A 17,037-nucleotide genomic window follows, 5' to 3' on the forward strand; every position below is an offset into this window, starting at 1 on the left:
GACGATGTGTGCCACGTCGTTTTTTACCTGATCACGACACCTTCGGTCAAAACTTCCCAACTCGGTCATACTCCATGTCGAAATCCGACGATGACGGCACGCGACTGTTCGGCCGTTCGCGAACAATTCAGGATTTGCTGCTGAAAGTGTCGCGCGTCGCCGCTACCCGCGTGAGTGTGCTGGTGGTCGGCGAAAGCGGGGCGGGCAAGGATATCGTCGCCCGGCTCATTCACGACATGAGCCCGCGCCGGCGCGGGCCGTTCGTGCCCGTCAACTGCGGCGCGATTCCGAAGGACATCGCGGAGTCGCAGTTGTTCGGTCACGAAAAGGGCAGCTTCACGGGCGCCGTCGCGCAACATGTGGGCATGTTCGAGGCCGCGCGCGGCGGCACGCTGTTTCTCGACGAGATCGCCGAGATGCCCGCCGAGCTGCAGGTCAAGCTGCTGCGCACGCTCGAAACCAACACGATCGTGCGCGTGGGCGGCCACGAGCCGATTCCGCTCGACGTGCGGATCGTCGCGGCCACCCACCACGATCCGGTCGAGGCACTGCGCAGCGGCCGGCTGCGCGAAGACCTGTTCTACCGGATCGCGCCGGTCGCGCTGCACGTGCCCGCGCTCAGGCAGCGCGAGGACGACGTCGGCGACATCGCGCTGCAGATCGTCGAACGGCTGAACGCGCGGCACCGCACGCGAAAGCGCCTGTCGACGCAGGCGATGAAGGCGCTGCGTGCGTACACGTGGCCCGGCAACGTGCGCGAGCTGCGCAACGCGCTGGAGCGCGCGTTCATCCTCGCCGACGAGCAGATCGAACTGCAGTTGCCGCGCCGCCAGCCGCCGCGCGAGGAAGTGCGCCACAACGCGATGACGCTGCATATCGGCACGACGCTCGCGCATACGCAGCAGCGCTTCATCGTCGCGTCGCTGCGCCATTTCAACGGCGACAAGCCGCGCACCGCGAAGGCGCTCGGCATCAGCCTGAAAACGCTGTACAACCGCCTCGCGCTGCTGCCCGAGAACGAGCGCAATGCAGCCAGCGGCGGCGCGCCGGCGGCGCCGAACGCCGCGAACGGCGGCAGTCCGCCCGCTTCGCCGCCCGCGACGACGCAATGAAGACGGCGGGTGACGCCGCCTTCGTCACGCCGCCTTCGTCACGCCGTCACGTCACGCCGTCACGTCGCGCAGTGCGGCGTCCCAGTCGCGCGCGAAGCGCTCGATGCCGAATCGCTCGCAGGCGTCGCGCCTGGCCGCCGCGCCCCACTCGCGCGCCAGTTCCTGATCGCGAATCAGCATCCGCATCGCGTCGATCAGCACGGCCGGCCGCGTATCGGCCACGCCGTTGCTGCCGGTCTTCACGAGTTGCGCCATCTCGGTCGTCGCGAGCGCGACGATCGGCAGCCCGATCATCATCGCCTCGATCACCGCGAGCCCGAGGCTCGTGTAGCGGATCGGATTGAAGAAGAACCGGTAGTGCGACAGGAATTGCGGCAGCGCCGGGTTCGGCACTTCGCCGATCCCGCCGAGTTCGGTCGAGCCCATCCCGACCAGATCGATCGGCACGCTGTGCCGCACCACCTCGAACAGGTCCGCGCCGAGGCGCCGGCCGCGGCGCGCGAGGTTGTTCACGACGGCGACGCCCTTCGGCAGCGTGCCGTGATACTCGACGCCTTCCGGCAGCAGCACGCCGTGCTCGATCACGCGCGTCGGCGTCACGCCGTTGTCCCACATCAGCGCGTTGAACGGCGTCACGTGCACCAGCAACACGTTCGGGTCCTGCACCGGATGCAGCGTGTCGGTCGGATGCTCGCGCGGCGGATCGTGCTCGACGAACAGCGTCGGCAGCGCGCGCTGCGCTTCGCTCAGCAGCCGCAGGCGGTCGTTCCGGTAATGATTCACGTGCTGGTACAGCACGCAGTCGAATGCGGTGTCGCGCACGCACTCGGCCGGCACCTCGTGCACGTTGTCGCCCCACGGCAGGTGCCCGACCCGGCCCGCATAACCGGGCGGATGCTGCGGCTTCGTCACGATGTAGAAATCGTGCGGCGCCTGCGACAGGTAATACAGGTAGTTGCCATGCACGTGCCAGGTCAGCACGCGCAATCGCTTACGTGACATGACGTCTCTCCTCGGCGAGCAGCTCGCCCGCGCGATCGATCACTTCGCCGACGCCGATCGCGGTCGCGCACTCGTGCCCGTACGGACACGTATCGAACATGCACGGCCGGCACGCCGGGTAGTTCGCGAGCACGCGATGGCGTTCGGCGTCGAGCGGCGCCCAGCGGGCCGTATCGCTGCCGCATGCGACGACGATGCTCGGCGTGCCGAGCGCCGCCGCGACGTGCGACACGCCCGTGTCGTTGCACAGCAGCAGCCGCGCGCGGGCGATCAGCGCGGCCAGCGCGCCGAGCGGCGTGCGGCCGCACAGGTTCACGCACGGCCGCCCGAGGTGCTCGGCGAACGCGCTCGCGAGCGCCAGTTCCGCGCGCGTGCCGGTCAGCACGATCTGCCAGCCGTCGTCGGCGAGCTGCCGCGCAGCGAGCGCGAAGCGTTCGACCGGCCAGCGCCGCGACACCATCCGCGCGCCGGGATGGACGATCACGTAGCGGCCGGGATCGAGCGCGTGTTCGTCGCAGAGCACGTGCCACAGCGCGTAGTCGAGCCCGCCGAGCGGGAATTCGAGGTAGTCGCCCCAGTCCGCGTAACCGAGCTTGCGCGTGAGCGCCAGATAGCGCGCCACTTCCGGTTCGCCGTCGCGCCACACGAGCGTGCAGTCGAGCGCGGCCGTGCCGCCGTCGGCCGGCACGAAGCCGGCCGTGCGCGTCGCGCCGAGCGACGCGACGATCGCATTCGTGTGCGCGCCGCTGCCGTGCAACTGGATCGCGAGGTCGAAGTCGCGCGAGCGGCATTCGGCGATGAACGCCTCGCGCGTGGCCGCGTCGGGTTCGGGCTGTTCGCCGAGCCCCGCCGCGCCGGGGAAGGCGATGAAACCGTCGATGTAGTCCGAAAAGCGCGACGCGAACTCGCGCGCCCACGGCAGGCCGATCAGCGTGATGCGCGCATCCGGTTCGCCGCGCCGCAGCGCCCGCAGCGCGGGCACCGCGCACAGCATGTCGCCGAGCTGCAGCGCGCGGAACACCGCGATCCGCTTCGGGCCGCGCGGGCTGTCGGAATCGACGCTGGGATCGAGCTTCATAGAAACAGTACCCGGAAGTGAAGCGCGCCGCGCATGCGCCAGTACAGCGACACGGGCGGAATCGCGATGGACGTGACGATCATTTCGGCCACATGCGACGGCGTGAGCTGCGTGCCGCGCAACCGTTTCGCGCAGAACGCCGCGGTAATCGCGGCCCACACCCCTGCGCACGCGATGGCCGGCGCCGGCCAGCCGGCCGCGAGGCAGCCGAGCGCGCCGAGCGCGGCCAGCACCGCCGCGTAGTAATGCCACGGCGGCGTCGGCCGGATATGACGCCGGTAAGTCGTGCGATGCTTCTTGTACAGCAGCGCATCGAAATACACCTTCGACTGTGCGCCGATGCTCGATCCCCAGCGCGCGGGACGCACCGGATGCACGATGCGCGCGGCGTCGGCCTCGACGATCGGCCCCGCATGCTCGCGCAGCGCGAACATCAGGTCGGCGTCCTCGCGCCACGCGCGCGTGAAGCGTTCGTCGAAGCCGCCGACGCGTTCGAGCGCCGCGCGCCGCACGAAGCAGTTCGCGGTCGCGAATTCCGCACGCGCGAGCCCCGCCGCATCGCGCTCGTAGTCGGTCGGGCACGGCCGCAGCGGCACGTCGATCCGGCCGGCCGCGGCCGCCGCCGACGGCTCGGCCAGCAGCGCGGCCGCGCCGTGGCGCAGCCAGGTCGGATCGGGAATCGTGTCGTCGTCGGTGAACGCGATCAGCGCGCCGCACGCGCTGCGCCAGCCGACGTTGCGCGCGCCGGCCGGGCCCTGCGTGTCGGGCGCGGTCATGTAGCGGATCGCCGGCACGTCGGTCACGCGCGTGCGGCACGCATCGACGACGGCGCGCGCACTGCCGGCCGGATCGTCGTCCACGACGACGATCTCGTAGGTGGTCGGATCGAACACCTGCACGCACAGCGCGTCGAGGCAGCGTGCGAGCAGGTCGGGCCGCCGGTAGGTGGGCACGACGACCGACACGACCGGCGGCAGTTGCGTGTCGCGCGCGTTCATCTCGGTTTCTCCAGCAGGAACGGCCCGATCACGAGCGCGTCGAGCGGCGACGTCCAGAAGCATTCGATCGCGTCGCGCGGCGAGCACACGATCGGTTCGCCGCGCGTGTTGAACGACGTGTTGACGAGCACCGGCACGCCGGTGAGCGCGTCGAACTCGGTCAGCAGCGCATGCAGCAGCGGGTGCTGCGTTTCGTCGACGGTCTGCACGCGCGCGGTGCCGTCGATGTGGCGCACCGCCGGAATCCGCTCGGCGCGCTCGGGCACGACGTCGTACACGAACAGCATGAACGGCGCGCGCAGCGGCGTACGCCGGCCGCCGCTGAACCAGTGATGCGCACGGTCTTCGAGCACGACCGGCGCGACCGGCCGGAAATCCTCGCGATCCTTGATCCGGTTCAGCTTGCGCTGCATGTCCGGGTCGATCGGCGACGCGAGGATCGACCGTGCGCCGAGCGCGCGCGGGCCGAATTCCATGCGCCCCTGGAACCAGCCGATCACGCGGTTCGCCGCGAGCAGCGCGGCCGTCTGCGCGGCGACGTCGGCGAGCCGCCGGTACGGCAGCTGCGCTTCCTTCAGGAACGCCTCGATCGCATCGTCGTCGTAGGCCGGCCCGAGATACGCATGATCCATCCGCCAGCCGCCGCGCTCGCCGCGCATCCGGAAGTCGGTCCACAGCGCGGCGCCGAGCGCCGTGCCCGCGTCGCCGGCAGCCGGCTGCACCCACACGTCGTCGAACGGGCCGCGATCGCGAATCTTCGCGTTCATCACGCAGTTCAGCGCGACGCCGCCCGCCATCGCGAGCTGCCGCTCGCCGGTTTCGGCGGCCAGCCAGTCGACCGCCTGCAGCGTCGTCTCCTCGAGCACCAGTTGCAACGCATGCGCGATGTCGCAGTGATGCGGCTCGATCGGGCCGCCGCGTTCGCGCGGCGGCCCGAATTGCGCGGCCAGATCGCCGTCGACCACGTCGTAGCGCCCTGCGTCGCGATACCGCACCAGCTTGCGCATCTCGTCGGCGAACACCGGCTTGCCGTACGACGCGAGCGCCATCACCTTGTATTCGTCGGACGAGTGCAGGAAGCCGAGATAGCGGGTCACGCGCTCGTACAGCAGCCCGAGCGAATGCGGCAGGTTGACCTGCCCGAGCCGCCGGTACGTGCGGCCGTCGAACACGCCGTAGCTCGTCGTCGCGCGCTCGCCGCGCCCGTCCATCGTCATCACCGCGCAGCGCTCGAACGGCGCCGCGAGAAACGCGCTCGCCTCGTGCGCGAGATGGTGCTCGATGAAATGCCAGCGGAACGGCCCGTCGTGCGTGACGCCGCGAAAGCGCCGCTGCAGATGATGCGGCACGCCGCCCGCGAGCTGGCGCGGCGCGTTGACGATCGACGACAGGAACAGCGGATGCCACGGCGACGCGCCGTCGGCGCGCGGCGCATGCGCGGACGGCGACAGCGGCAGGGTCAGCGCCGGCTCCGTGCCGTCGCGGTCGAGTTCGAGCCACGGGTCGTACGAATACGCGACGTGGTCCACGTCCGCGAGCGTGATGCCCGCTTCCGCGAGGCAATAGTCGATCGCGTGGAAGGGCAGCTCCCAGGTCGAGAACGGCACCGGGCGCTTCGCGTGCTTCACGTGCGTGAAGCGTTCGTCCTCGGCCGCCGCGATCACGACGCCGTCGCGCACGATGCACGCGGCGCTGTCGTGGAAAGCGGCGTTGATGCCGAGCGTATGGATCGGGTCAGGCATGCGTCAGTTCCTCGTGATGACGTGCGCGAACGGAAGCACGTTCGACGCGTGCGCCGCGACCGGCTCGCTGCCGTGCGCGGCGGCCCGCGCGGCCGCGCGTTGCGCATGGCGCGCGCGGCCGTGCAGCAGCGCGTGCACGGCGGCGACCACGTCGTCGACGCTCACGCCGCGCAGGCACGGATGGCCGGGCTGGTTGCACACGCTGCGGTAGCAGTTGCGGCACGGCACGTCGACGTTCAGCACACGATGCGGCACACGCCACGGCGTGTGCTGCGGATTGGTCAGCGCGTACAGGTCGACCACCGGCGTGCCGAGCGCGGCCGCGAGATGCACGGGGCCGCTGTTGTTCGACAGCAGCAGATCGGCCGTCTCGATCAGCGCGCCGAGTTCGCCGAGCGGCAGCACGCCGGCGAGCGGCACCGCGCGCGGCCCGGCGCGTTCGCACACCGCGTCGATCAGCTCGCGTTCGCCCGCGCTGCCCGTCACCGCGATGCCGTCGAACAGCGGCGCGACCGCGGCGGCGGCTTCGCCGAAACGCTCGGCCGGCCAGCGCCGCGACGCCGCGCTCGCGCCCGGATGGACGACCAGCCAGCGCGCGCGCCGCGCGTCCGGCCCGCGTGCGCCGCCGATACGTTGCAACGCGGCCTGCAAGCGCGCGTGCAGCGCGCGCCGCGCCGCGTCGCCCGGGTCGAACGCCATCCGCCAGTCCGACGTCGTCGCGCCGACGGTGCGCACCAGCGCGAGCTGACGCGCGACCTCGTGGCGCACGTGCGATTCCGGCTCGGTTTCCGGCACGCGGTCGGTCAGCAGTTCGTACGGGTTCTCGCGGCAATGCGCGAGCCGCAGCGGAATGCCGGCGAGCCAGCACATCATCGCGGCGGGCAACGGATTCTGGCTGTAGACGGTGAAGATCACGGCCGCGTCGAAGCGGGCCGCCAGCAGCCGGTCGATCATGTCGAGATCGGCCACCGGGTCGCCGCGCACGTCGGGATGCTTGACCCACGGCGCGTCGTAGCGCCACACGTCGTCGACCATCGGCAGATGCGTGGCGAGCGCGGCGCCCGTGCGCGACGTCAGCAGCGTCAGCCGGCGGTCGGCGCCGCTTTCCTTCAGCGCCCGCAGCGCGGGCGTCGTCATCAGCACGTCGCCCATGCTGTCGAGCCGCACGCACAGGATGCGGCGGGCGCGGCTCCAGGCCATGTTCATCGCCGCACTCCCGAGCCGTGCCGGCGCACGGCTTCGCGCACGACGATGTCGGCGGCCAGGTCGATGCGGTCGACGACGTGCAGCGGCGTGCGCGCGGCGTTGACGCGCCATTCGGTCTCGTGACCGCAGTCGACCAGGATCGTGCCGCAGCGCGCGGCGCGGCCGGCCTCGACGTCGTCGAGGATGTCGCCGATCATCCAGCTCCATTCGGGCACGGCGCCGAGCGCCGCCAGCGCGCGACGCAGCATGCCGGGGCGCGGCTTGCGGCAGATGCAGTCACAGGTGTAGCGCGGCACGCTGCCCCGCGGGTGATGCGGGCAGTAAAAAAAATCCGCCAGCGTCGCACCGTTCGCTTCGAACAGTTCGGCGAGACGCTGGCGGACCGCGCCAAGCTCGTTTTCGGTAAAGCGGCCGAGCGCGACGCCCGACTGGTTCGACACGACCGCCAGCGGCATGCCGGTCGCGCCGAGCGTGCGCAGCGCGCGCGCCGCGCCCGGCGCGAGGCGCATCCGGGCAGGATCGACGTTGTACGGCACGTCGTCGAGCAGCGTGCCGTCCTTGTCGAGCAGCACCGCGCCGGGCAGCCGCCGTTCGCGCTTCAGGGCCATGACGTCTCCTTCATCGGCAGCACCATCAGTTCCGGCACGACCGTGCCCGGCGGCTGGGTCAGCACGAAACGCACGGCGGCCGCGACGTGTTCCGGCGGCTGCAGCGTGTCCTCGTCGATGTCCGGAAAACGGTCGAGCAGGAACGGCGTGCGCATCCCGCCCGCGACGATCGCCGACACGCGCACCCCGCTCGCCCGCAGTTCGGCATGCAGCGCGTGCGACAGGCCGAGCAACCCCCACTTCGTCGCGTGATACGCGGACGCGTTCGGCCACGCCCGCTTCGACGCGGTCGACGCGATGTTGACGATATGCCCGTCGCCGCGCGCCTTCATCATCGGCACGGCCGCGTGACACATCAGGTACGGGCCGAACAGGTTGGTCATCAGCACCTGCTGCCACGCGTCGACGCTCACGTCGTCGATCGGCGCGGTCACGTCGATCGCCGCGTTGTTGACGATCACGTCGAGCTCGCCGAGCGACTCGCGCGCATCGTGCACGACCTGCAGCACCGATGCTTCGTCGCGCACGTCGAGCGGCCGGCCCACCGCCTGCCCGCCGTGCCGTTCGAGCCGCTGCGCGACGGCCGCCGCGCGATCGCCGTCGAGATCGGCGACCACCACGTGCGCGCCATGGCGCGCAAGCTCTTCGCAAATGGCTTCGCCGAGACCGCGGCCGCCCCCGGTCACGAGGGCGGTCCGGCCGGCGAGCGGCGGTCTGGCTGGATCGTGAGTCGCGTTCACCTGCACCTCCTGTCGATGTCGGAAAGCAATCCGGCTGACGGCGACGCTTGTCGCGACAACCGTCCGTGGACGAGGTACAGCGAAAACCGTGCCGGCCTGCGCGCGCCCGCGCCGCATCGGGCCGTGCCGCGCGCGCGCTGGCTTTTTTATAACCGGCTGTAAAAACGGGTCCCGGGCGCTCGCGCCTGGGCGGCCCCCTCAGATCGCCAGCCCGTCGGGCGTCGCCTGCGCACGGTGCTTCGCGAGCGCGCGCAGGCAGTGCGCGATGCAGCCCGCGAACGCCTCGTCGAACCACGGCTGCGCGCCCGACACGCCGACCACGATGCCGCCGAGCGCGACGCCGCCCCACAGGTTCGTGTCGCCCGCGCGCAGCCGGTACGGCTCGAGCGCCTGCACGACGTGGCCGTCGCGGCCCGTTTCCCACGACAGCCGCGCCTTGGCCCGCGCATACGCGCGATAGTCGGCGTCCCAGTCCTTCGGGTCGGGCAGCGAAAATTCATACAGGATCGCGTCCTCGAACGCCGCGTCGTGCGGCCCGAGCGCCGGGTCCATGATCACGATGTGCAGGCAGCCGCTGTCGCCGACGAAGTCGCTCTGCAGCGCGGCGGCCAGGCTCGGCAGCAGCAGCTCGACGGCCGCCACCGCGGCCTGGCGGTCGGCGAACGCACTACCGCCGCGACGCGCGTTCAGGGCTTCGGGTGTCGTCGGATTCAGAAGGTTCGGCATGGATTTCTCCGGAGGAATACGCGAGCGCACGCAACGCCGCGATCAGGTCGGCCGCTACCGCGGGCTTGGTCAGGTACGCATGGAAACCGGCTTCGACCGCGCGCGTGCGATCGCGATCGCGCGCATGGCCGGACAATGCCAGCGCCTCGAGCGGCGCGCGGCCATCGCGATCGCGCGCGGCGTCGAGCTGACGCACGCGCGACATCACCGTATAGCCGTCCTCCTCGTCGTCGCCGAGGTCGATGTCGCAGACGAGCAGCGCCGGCCAGTCGGCCCGGCGCGCGCGCCACAGGTCGTCCAGCAACGCCTGGCCCGACGCATACGCGTGCACGTCGGCGCCGGCCACCTGCAGCAGTGCGGTGAGCGCGTCGCGCGCCTCGTCGTGGTCGTCCACGCACGCGATGCGCAGGCCGTCGAGCGGCCTGGCCGCCGCCGCCACGCCGGCGTCCGCGTTCGGCACGGCGCCGCCCGGCTGCATCGACGCCGGCGCCACCGCGCACATCGGCAGCGACAGGTGCAGCGTCACGCCGATATCGTCGCGTTCGCGCACGACGTAGCCGCCGGCCTCCTCGATCGTGTCCTGCAATCGTTCGAGATCGATCAGCGACAGTTCGGTGGCATCGACGCCCGCGCACGCGATCGTGATCCGCGCTTCCGGATCGTGGCGTGCCGTGCGCACCTCGAGTTGCCCGCCGCTGCTCGCGTCGATGGCGCCGCGGCACAGTTCCCACACGAAGCGCCGCAGCGCGGCCGGATCGGCCTTGACGACGAGATCCTCGTCGGACATGTGGCGGAACACCGGCACGCCGCGCTGCGCGGCCGCCTCCGCCAGCGCATCGAGCACCTGCGACACGAGCGGGTTGATCCGCACCGGCTGCCGCGCGAACTTCGCCTCCGTGCGTTCCAGTTCGCGCTGCTTCGCCTGCAGCGACCACATCTGCGCATACACGCCGCCGCTTTCGAGCAGCTCGTCGTGCGTGCCGTGCTCGACGAGCCGGCCATGCTCCATCACGAGGATGCGGTCGGCATCGACGATCGTCGACAGCCGGTGCGCGATGATGAGGCTCGTGCGATGCTGCGCGACGCGCATCAACTCCTGCTGGATCGCGCGCTCCGAGCGCGTGTCGAGCGCCGACGTCGCCTCGTCGAATACGACGATCGGCGGCGCCTTCAGCAACGCACGCGCGATCGCGACACGTTGCCGCTCGCCGCCCGACAGCCGCACGCCGCGCTCGCCGACGCGCGTGTCGTACGCGTCGGGCAGCCGCTCGATGAACGCGTCGAGCTGCGCGCCGCGCGCGGCCGCGACCACTTCGCCGCGGGTCGCATCGCGCTTGCCGTATGCGATGTTGTACGCGAGCGTGTCGTTGAACAGGATGGTGTCCTGCGGGACGATGCCGAGCGCGTCGCGCAGGCTGCGCTCGGTGACGAGCCGCAAGTCCTGGCCGTCGATCCGGATCGTGCCCGCGTCGGGCTGATACAGCCGGAACAGCAGCCGCGCGAGCGTCGACTTGCCCGAGCCGCTGCCGCCGACCACGGCGATCGTCTGCCCGGGCTCGATGCGGAACGACACGTCGAACAGGATCTGCCGGCTCGGCTCGTAGCCGAAGTCGACATGCTCGAACTCGATCGCGCCGCCGCGCACGACGAGCGGCTGCGCGCCGGGCGCATCGCCGTCCTCGCCGGGCTTGCCGCGCGCATCGAGCAGCCCGAACAGCCGCTCGACGTTCGTCATCGCGTCGTTCGCCTCGCGAAACACGAAGCCGAGCGCGTTCAGCGGCAAGCTGATCTGGATGATGTATGCGTTGATCAGCACGAGATCGCCGATCGTCATCGCGCCGCGCGCGACCTGCTGCCCGGCGAGCAGCATCACGGCCGCGATCCCCGCGCCGATGCACGCGCTCTGCCCGATATGCAGCGTCGACAGCGCGTACTGGTTGTCGACGCCGGCTTCGCGCCACGCGTCGAGCACGCGATCGAGCCGGTCGCGCTCGACGTCCTCGCGTGCGAAGTACTTGACCGTATCGACGTTCAGCAGGCTGTCGACCACCCGCGAATTCGACTCGGCCTCGAGCGCGTTCACCCGCCGCTGGTAACGCATGCGGCGGCGTGTAAATACGACCGTATACGCCGCGTAGACGGCGAACGTGACGAGGATGATCGCGGTAAAGCCGCCGCCGTACTTGCCGATCACGATCACGAGCACCGAGCCGATCTCGATGGCCGTCGGCACGATCGTGAACACGGCGACGCCGAGCAGGTAGCCGATGCCGGCCGTGCCTTTCTCGAGGTCGCGCACGACGGCGCCCGTCTCGCGCTGCGCATGAAAGCGCGCGCCCAGCCGGTGCAGGTGACCGAACGTGCGCACGGTAAACGACGCGACCGTATGCTGCGTGACCTGCACGAAGGTCATGTCGCGCACTTCGTTCAGCGCGTTCGACGCGAAGCGCACGACCGCGTACGCGAACAGCAGCAGCACCGGCCACGCCATCGGCTGGCCGGCCACGCGGCCGAAACCGTCGACGATGTCCTTGAGCAGCAGCGGCACCGACACGGCCGCCGCTTTCGCGAGCACCAGCAGCCCGATCGCCGCGAGCACGCGCGCGCGGTAACGCCAGATCGCGCGCCACAGCTCGCCCGCGATCCGCAGCCGCAGGCCGCGCGCGTCGCCGCGCGCGCGGGCTGCGGGGGCGTCATGGTGCCTGGTCGGCGTGTCGTCGATTCCGGTCGTCATGCACGCGTTGCCCGCGGTCGGGGTCGAGCCGTTTCACCCACGGCCGTCAGTGGCGCGATTCACGCTCGCGGCCGGGCACGACGGTGCCGGGCTCGGGGTCGCGCGCGGCAGGCTGGGTCGGCGTGACGGTCCGCTGATCCGGATGCAGCACCATGCCCGTATCGTGTTCGCCGTCGCGACGCACGCGCACACGATTCTCGACGTCGCACACGCCCATGCAGCCGTCGGCCAGATCCTCGATGTCGTGCCTCATCCAGCGTGCCGGCACCGTGCCGTCCAGCTCGACGCGCCCCTCCTTCACCTGCACGGTCACATCGCTCACGTCGATCTCGAGCGCATGCGCGAGCCGCTCGCATACGTCCTCGCGAATCCGCTCGTCCGAGCGCGTATAGCCTTTCGGCCCGCGGCGATGGCGCAGCGCGTCGTGTTCGGCTTCGCTGCCGAACCGCGACAGGTCGGGGGCGCGGCCGCCGTAGCGCGGGTCGCCGCGCGGCGCGCCGCGAGGATCGCCGAGCTCCCGCTCGCCGCCGTACCCGCCCATCCGGTGCTGGCCGCGGAATTCCGGGCGCTCGTCGCCGTACCGGCCTTCCCGGCCCTCCGCGCGGCGGCCCGTGCCGCCGTAGCCGCGCTCGGGGTCCCGCGCCGGCTGGCGCGCGCCGCCCGGCCAGTCCGGGCCGGCGCCGCCGCGCCGCTGCTCGGCCGGGCGCGCGGCGCGCTCGGTCCATTCGCTGCCCCAGTCTTCCGGGCCCACGTCCTCGCTCGCGAAGCGGCGGTAGGCCGATTCATCGTCTTCTTCCGGCCATCGCGCCGGGTCGTCCGGGATGCCGCGCTCGCCGGCGCCCCGGTACGCGCGTTCGTTGCGCTCCTGCCAGTCGGGCGGGCCGCCACGCTCGCCGTGCCGTCCGGGATATCGTCGTTGCATCGTGTCTCTCCTTGATCGCGCCTGCGCCGCGCATGGCCCCATGCCGCGTCGCGGCGCGCGTCGGTCGGGTCAATGCAAATCGCGTGCCGGGGCCGTTGCCGGGCCGCGACGGTTGTGCGTCGCAGCGCCGGGAAGCCGCCGGCGCCCCAATCTGCAACGCGATTGCAGTTTTTGCGCGCCGCGCGTCACGGCGCGCCGCCGGGGCCGCCCCCGTCGTCCGGTTCGTCCGTGCGACCGGGCTCGCTCAGCCGCTCGGTGCGGTCCGGCTCGATGTCGGCGCCCTCCTCGAGCGTCGAGTCGCCGTCCGCCGACGCGCGCTCGCCGGTGCCCGCGCGGTCGGTATCGCTGTCGAGCGAGGCGTCGCCGCGTTCGAGCGCGTGATCGTCGAGCGGCGAGTCGACGTCGAACGGATGGCGCCGCGCGCCCGCCGTGTCGCTGCCGCTGTCGGACGAGTCGCTCGGGCCGAGCGCACGGCCGTCGCGGCCGCGGCTGGCGTTGTCGTCGTCCGGGCCGGCCGGTTCGTTGTCGGGATTCAGCGTGCTGTTCATGTCGATCTCCTTGCCTGGCTTGCCTGCCGTGCAGCCGGCCGGACGGCCGCGGCACGGCAGGGGGACCGAACCGTCGTGCAATCGGCATGCCGCGCCGGCCGGCGTCGGGCGCGCCGGCGCGAATCCGGCTCGCGGTGCGGTGGACGGCACGGCCGATGCGCACCCATTGATCAGCCGAATCGAGTTCCTTTATTCTTTCGGACGTGCCAATCCGGTTCGCGTAGCCGCCCCCGGCGTGTCCGGCGGCGGGCGGACGGTATTCGGCCGCCCGCATTTTGGACCTGCCGCCCACCGATGACGAACGACGACGCCGATCTTCACCCGCTTCCGCCGCCTGGCTCGCACGACGCGCGGGACCTGCTGCACCGCTTCGCCGAATTCCGGTTCCAGACCGTGGTGGAGGCGATCACCGATTACGCGGTGTTCATGCTCGACCCGCAGGGCAACGTCGCGACCTGGAACGCCGGCGCGCAGCGCATCAAGGGTTACCGCGCCGCCGAGATCGTCGGCCGGCACTTCTCGCAGTTCTATCCGTCCGACGCGATCGCGGCCGGCCGGCCGGCGCACGGGCTCGCGCTGGCCGCCGCGCACGGCCACTTCGCGGACGAAGGGTGGCGCGTGCGCAAGGACGGCACGCAGTTCTGGGCGAGCGTGACGATCACGCCGGTGCACGACGCGACGCATCAGCTGTGCGGCTTCATCAAGATCACGCGCGACATGACCGAGCGCAAGCGGCTCGAGGAACTCGAAGCATCGACGCAGCGGCTCAGCGTGTTCATCGCGATGCTCGCGCACGAGCTGCGCAATCATCTCGCGCCGCTGCGCAATTCGGTCGGCGTGCTGCAGACCCTGCCCGATCCGGCACCCGAGCTCGCGCGATGCCGCGACGCCGTGCACCGTCAGGTGGGGCAACTGACGCGGCTCGTCGACGATCTGCTCGACGTCGGGCGCATCACGGCCGGCAAGGTCGAACTCGACGATCGCCCCGTCACCGTGCGCGACATCGTGTGCCGCGGCGTCGAGAGCATCCAGCCGAAACTGGCCGCGCGCGGGCAGTGGATCCGTGTCGATCTGCCCGACGATTCCGTGGTGCTGCACGGCGACGACGCACGACTCGTCCAGGTGCTGCACAACCTGCTCGACAACGCATCGAAATTCTCGCCGCACGGCGGCCGGATCGACGTCGGCGCGCGTATCGACGGATCGTCGGTGGCGATCGACGTCGTCGATCACGGCGTGGGCATCGCGCCCGGCGCGCTCGAAACGATCTTCGACCTGTTCCAGCAGGAAGGTGCGTCGGGCCGCTCCCCGTCCGGCGGGTTCGGGCTCGGTCTCGCGATCTGCCGGTCGTTCGTCGAGCTGCACGGCGGGCGAATCGTCGCGGCAAGCGACGGGCCCGGCCACGGCGCGACGTTCACGGTGTGGCTGCCGATCGTGCGAACGGCGCGCAACGAGCGCGCCGAACCGCACACGCCTGCCGCGCCCGCTCAGCCGGCCGCCGTGCCGCTGCGCGTCGTCATCGTCGACGACAACCGCGACTCGGCCGACACGCTCGCCGTGCTGCTGCAACTGAAAGGCCATGCGCCGCGCGTCGCGTACAACGCGGCCGACGCGCTGGCCCTCGCGCGCGACTATGCGCCGCAGTTGATGCTGCTCGACCTGACGATGCCGGACGTCGACGGCTTCGCGCTGCTGGAGGAACTGCGCGCGATCGATGCGCTGCGCGATACGACCTGTGTCGCGCTGTCCGGCCATGCACGCGCATCGGATCTCGCGCGCACCGAACGCGCGGGCTTCGACGACCATCTCGTGAAGCCCGTCGAGATGGCCGTGCTCGATGCATTGCTTCAGCGCGTCGCGCGCGACGTTCGGGGCACGCCGTAAGCGCCCGTGCTCAGGCCATCGCGCGGCACATCGCCGCGCAGGCCTCGCACGCGAGCGCGCAGCGGCGGCAATGTTCGTGCGCATGCCGCGAACACTCGGCCGCGCACAGGTCGCACGCGTGCGCGCACAGCCCGCAGATGCGCGGGGCAAACGCGCTGCGGCGCGCCATCGCGCCCGACGCGAAGCGGCACAGCTGCGCGCACTCGATGTCGAGCGCGATGCAGCCGGCCAGCGCGTGCACGTCGCGCTCCGCGAGGCACGCGGCCGCACAGGTGTCGCACGCGTGCGCGCAGGCGTCGCACGCGGCCATGCAGTTGTCGTATCGATCCGTCATTGCAGTGCTCCCGGTTGAGGTTCGTGTCGTCACGGCGCCAGCTTCACCTTCATCCAGCCCGGTTCGCGCACGTCGAACGCGCGATACGCGTCGATCGCGTTCGTCAGCGGCTCGCAGCGCGTGAGCACCGACAGCGGATCGAACGCACCGCTGCGCACGAGCTCGACGAGCGGCGGCGTCACCGTCCGGTGATTGCAGTTGCCCATCTTGATCGTCAGGTTGCGGTTCATCGCCTCGCCGATCGGAAACACGCGGGCCGCCGGCGGATACACGCCGATCACCGCGACCGTGCCGGCCTTCGCGACCGCGCGCACCGCCCATTGCAGCACCTGCGACGGCCCGTCGCCCGGCACCCAGTTGCGACCGTCCGGCTTGCGGTGCGGCGCGATCGCGTCGACTTCCGCATCGAACGCGCGCGCGGCGTCGCGATCGGCCGCCGCCGGCCCGTGCGTCGCGCGCATCGCGTCGACGCCCACCGCGTCGATCACGCGATCGACGCCGATCCCGCCCGTCAGCCGCAGCACCGTATCGACCGGATCGTCCTCGGAAAAATCGACGATCTCGGCGCCCTGCGCGCACGCCATCTCGAGCCGCGACGCGATGCGGTCGATCGCGATCACGCGCCCGGCGCCCATCAGCTTCGCGCTCGCGATCGCGAACTGGCCGACCGGCCCCGCGCCGAACACGGCGACCGTGTCGCCCGGTTTCACTTCCGCGAGCTGCGCGCCGAAATAACCGGTCGGGAAAATGTCCGACATCAGGATCGCGCGATCGTCGTCGATCGCGTCGGGCAGCCGGATCAGGCTCGCGTGCGCAAGCGGCGTGCGCGCGTATTCGGCCTGCAGCCCGTCGAACGGGCCCGTATCGGCCGGCCCGCCGAAGAACGCGGTGCCCGCCCGCGGCCCGCCCGGGTTCGCGACATCGCATTGCGCGGTGTAGCCCGCGCGACAGTAGGCGCAACTGCCGCACGCGATCGTCGACGGGATCAGCACGCGATCGCCGCGCCGCAGGTTGCGCACGTCGCGCCCGACCGCCTCGACGATGCCGACGCCTTCGTGGCCGAGAATCGTGCCCGGCTTCATGCCGCCGAGCGTGCCGCGCACCATGTGCAGATCGGTGCCGCAGATCGCGCTGGCGGTCAGGCGCACGACCGCGTCGGTCGCCTCGGAGACTTCCGGATCGGGCACCGTGTCGATGCGAATGTCGCCGATGCCGTGAAATACGACTGCTTTCATGTCTGGCCCTCCTTGTCGAAAGCGGAAACGGTGAATGTGACCGTCGAGCCGATCGAGCAAGGCATGCTCCTGTGCAGCGCGCGTGCGGCGCGCCGCGATGCACGGACAGGAAGCGCTTCGTTTTCGAGGAGGGGGCGTGCCCGCGCGTCGGTCCGTCGACGGGCCGCT

16 protein-coding genes are annotated in these 17,037 nt (G+C 71.2%); 3 read left to right on the top strand and 13 right to left on the bottom strand.

All coding sequences use genetic code 11. The annotated features are described in order from the left end of the window. Positions 1-74 precede the first annotated feature (74 nt). Positions 75-1,112, top strand: coding sequence for a sigma-54 interaction domain-containing protein (locus WS96_RS22240; protein ID WP_059835420.1), 1,038 nt, complete (start codon positions 75-77; stop codon positions 1,110-1,112). A 51-nt stretch (positions 1,113-1,163) separates the two neighbouring features. On the opposite strand, the gene WS96_RS22245 is transcribed toward WS96_RS22240, so the two are convergent. The 7 genes from WS96_RS22245 to WS96_RS22275 are packed head-to-tail and all read right to left on the bottom strand — an operon-like array spanning position 1,164 to position 8,486. Next, the gene (locus WS96_RS22245; protein ID WP_059502880.1) at positions 1,164-2,114 is read right to left on the bottom strand and encodes a glycosyltransferase; all 951 of its coding nucleotides are present in this window, start codon (positions 2,112-2,114) and stop codon (positions 1,164-1,166) included. Continuing rightward, positions 2,104-3,192, bottom strand: a complete 1,089-nt coding sequence (locus WS96_RS22250; RefSeq protein ID WP_059835423.1) for a glycosyltransferase family 9 protein — start codon at positions 3,190-3,192, stop codon at positions 2,104-2,106. The genes WS96_RS22245 and WS96_RS22250 overlap by 11 nt, the downstream gene beginning before the upstream one ends. Then, positions 3,189-4,190 carry a glycosyltransferase family 2 protein gene (locus WS96_RS22255; RefSeq protein WP_059835425.1) on the bottom strand — a complete coding sequence of 334 codons (1,002 nt, stop codon included), beginning with the start codon at positions 4,188-4,190 and terminating at the stop codon, positions 3,189-3,191. The genes WS96_RS22250 and WS96_RS22255 overlap by 4 nt, the downstream gene beginning before the upstream one ends. Continuing rightward, on the bottom strand, positions 4,187-5,932 hold the full coding sequence (locus tag WS96_RS22260) for a carbamoyltransferase family protein (protein ID WP_059835427.1): 1,746 nt from the start codon (positions 5,930-5,932) through the stop codon (positions 4,187-4,189). Before WS96_RS22260 ends, WS96_RS22255 begins: the two co-directional genes overlap by 4 nt. Before the next feature lie 3 nt (positions 5,933-5,935). Then, positions 5,936-7,138, bottom strand: a complete 1,203-nt coding sequence (locus tag WS96_RS22265; RefSeq protein ID WP_059835429.1) for a glycosyltransferase family 9 protein — start codon at positions 7,136-7,138, stop codon at positions 5,936-5,938. After that, on the bottom strand, positions 7,135-7,746 hold the full coding sequence (locus WS96_RS22270) for a D-glycero-alpha-D-manno-heptose-1,7-bisphosphate 7-phosphatase (RefSeq protein ID WP_034209276.1): 612 nt from the start codon (positions 7,744-7,746) through the stop codon (positions 7,135-7,137). Before WS96_RS22270 ends, WS96_RS22265 begins: the two co-directional genes overlap by 4 nt. Next, complete coding sequence (locus WS96_RS22275) at positions 7,737-8,486, bottom strand: SDR family oxidoreductase (protein WP_059835603.1); 750 nt, start codon at positions 8,484-8,486, stop codon at positions 7,737-7,739. The genes WS96_RS22270 and WS96_RS22275 overlap by 10 nt, the downstream gene beginning before the upstream one ends. Between WS96_RS22275 and WS96_RS34115 the strand changes: the two genes are divergently transcribed. Then, entirely contained in the window at positions 8,376-8,648 is a 273-nt protein-coding gene (locus WS96_RS34115; protein WP_179949970.1) for a hypothetical protein, read from the top strand. The genes WS96_RS22275 and WS96_RS34115 overlap by 111 nt on opposite strands. Positions 8,649-8,684: 36 nt before the next feature. Here the strand turns inward: WS96_RS34115 and WS96_RS22280 are convergent, their stop codons facing one another. The 4 genes from WS96_RS22280 to WS96_RS22295 form a co-directional block, all read right to left on the bottom strand. Then, positions 8,685-9,212 (bottom strand): hypothetical protein, encoded by a 528-nt coding sequence (locus WS96_RS22280; RefSeq protein WP_034185503.1) that lies wholly within the window; start codon positions 9,210-9,212, stop codon positions 8,685-8,687. Further along, positions 9,154-11,946, bottom strand: coding sequence for an ABC transporter transmembrane domain-containing protein (locus tag WS96_RS22285; protein WP_059835431.1), 2,793 nt, complete (start codon positions 11,944-11,946; stop codon positions 9,154-9,156). Before WS96_RS22285 ends, WS96_RS22280 begins: the two co-directional genes overlap by 59 nt. Positions 11,947-11,992: 46 nt before the next feature. Beyond that, positions 11,993-12,868, bottom strand: coding sequence for a BON domain-containing protein (locus tag WS96_RS22290; RefSeq protein ID WP_059835433.1), 876 nt, complete (start codon positions 12,866-12,868; stop codon positions 11,993-11,995). A 185-nt stretch (positions 12,869-13,053) separates the two neighbouring features. Then, a complete protein-coding gene (locus tag WS96_RS22295) occupies positions 13,054-13,416 on the bottom strand; it encodes a hypothetical protein (RefSeq protein WP_059821667.1) in 363 nt (120 codons plus the stop codon). Between the two features lie 294 nt (positions 13,417-13,710). Between WS96_RS22295 and WS96_RS22300 the strand changes: the two genes are divergently transcribed. Next, positions 13,711-15,300, top strand: a complete 1,590-nt coding sequence (locus WS96_RS22300) for a PAS domain-containing hybrid sensor histidine kinase/response regulator (protein WP_059835434.1) — start codon at positions 13,711-13,713, stop codon at positions 15,298-15,300. Positions 15,301-15,310: 10 nt separating this feature from the next. Here the strand turns inward: WS96_RS22300 and WS96_RS22305 are convergent, their stop codons facing one another. Both WS96_RS22305 and WS96_RS22310 read right to left on the bottom strand, forming a co-directional pair. After that, positions 15,311-15,634, bottom strand: a complete 324-nt coding sequence (locus tag WS96_RS22305) for a four-helix bundle copper-binding protein (RefSeq protein WP_034209281.1) — start codon at positions 15,632-15,634, stop codon at positions 15,311-15,313. A gap of 29 nt (positions 15,635-15,663) precedes the next feature. Beyond that, complete coding sequence (locus tag WS96_RS22310) at positions 15,664-16,869, bottom strand: zinc-dependent alcohol dehydrogenase (protein ID WP_059835436.1); 1,206 nt, start codon at positions 16,867-16,869, stop codon at positions 15,664-15,666. Positions 16,870-17,037 lie beyond the last annotated feature (168 nt).

This window comes from Burkholderia sp. MSMB1835 (assembly GCF_001526365.1).
In the GTDB taxonomy this organism is placed as follows: domain Bacteria; phylum Pseudomonadota; class Gammaproteobacteria; order Burkholderiales; family Burkholderiaceae; genus Burkholderia.

Coding starts and splice junctions, on each gene's coding strand:
- WS96_RS22240 (WP_059835420.1), top strand. CDS start 75: ATGTCGAAATCCGACGATGACGGCACGCGACTGTTCGGCCGTTCGCGA.
- WS96_RS22245 (WP_059502880.1), bottom strand. CDS start 2,114: ATGTCACGTAAGCGATTGCGCGTGCTGACCTGGCACGTGCATGGCAAC.
- WS96_RS22250 (WP_059835423.1), bottom strand. CDS start 3,192: ATGAAGCTCGATCCCAGCGTCGATTCCGACAGCCCGCGCGGCCCGAAG.
- WS96_RS22255 (WP_059835425.1), bottom strand. CDS start 4,190: ATGAACGCGCGCGACACGCAACTGCCGCCGGTCGTGTCGGTCGTCGTG.
- WS96_RS22260 (WP_059835427.1), bottom strand. CDS start 5,932: ATGCCTGACCCGATCCATACGCTCGGCATCAACGCCGCTTTCCACGAC.
- WS96_RS22265 (WP_059835429.1), bottom strand. CDS start 7,138: ATGAACATGGCCTGGAGCCGCGCCCGCCGCATCCTGTGCGTGCGGCTC.
- WS96_RS22270 (WP_034209276.1), bottom strand. CDS start 7,746: ATGGCCCTGAAGCGCGAACGGCGGCTGCCCGGCGCGGTGCTGCTCGAC.
- WS96_RS34115 (WP_179949970.1), top strand. CDS start 8,376: ATGGCGCGCAAGCTCTTCGCAAATGGCTTCGCCGAGACCGCGGCCGCC.
- WS96_RS22280 (WP_034185503.1), bottom strand. CDS start 9,212: ATGCCGAACCTTCTGAATCCGACGACACCCGAAGCCCTGAACGCGCGT.
- WS96_RS22285 (WP_059835431.1), bottom strand. CDS start 11,946: ATGACGACCGGAATCGACGACACGCCGACCAGGCACCATGACGCCCCC.
- WS96_RS22290 (WP_059835433.1), bottom strand. CDS start 12,868: ATGCAACGACGATATCCCGGACGGCACGGCGAGCGTGGCGGCCCGCCC.
- WS96_RS22295 (WP_059821667.1), bottom strand. CDS start 13,416: ATGAACAGCACGCTGAATCCCGACAACGAACCGGCCGGCCCGGACGAC.
- WS96_RS22300 (WP_059835434.1), top strand. CDS start 13,711: ATGACGAACGACGACGCCGATCTTCACCCGCTTCCGCCGCCTGGCTCG.
- WS96_RS22305 (WP_034209281.1), bottom strand. CDS start 15,634: ATGACGGATCGATACGACAACTGCATGGCCGCGTGCGACGCCTGCGCG.
- WS96_RS22310 (WP_059835436.1), bottom strand. CDS start 16,869: ATGAAAGCAGTCGTATTTCACGGCATCGGCGACATTCGCATCGACACG.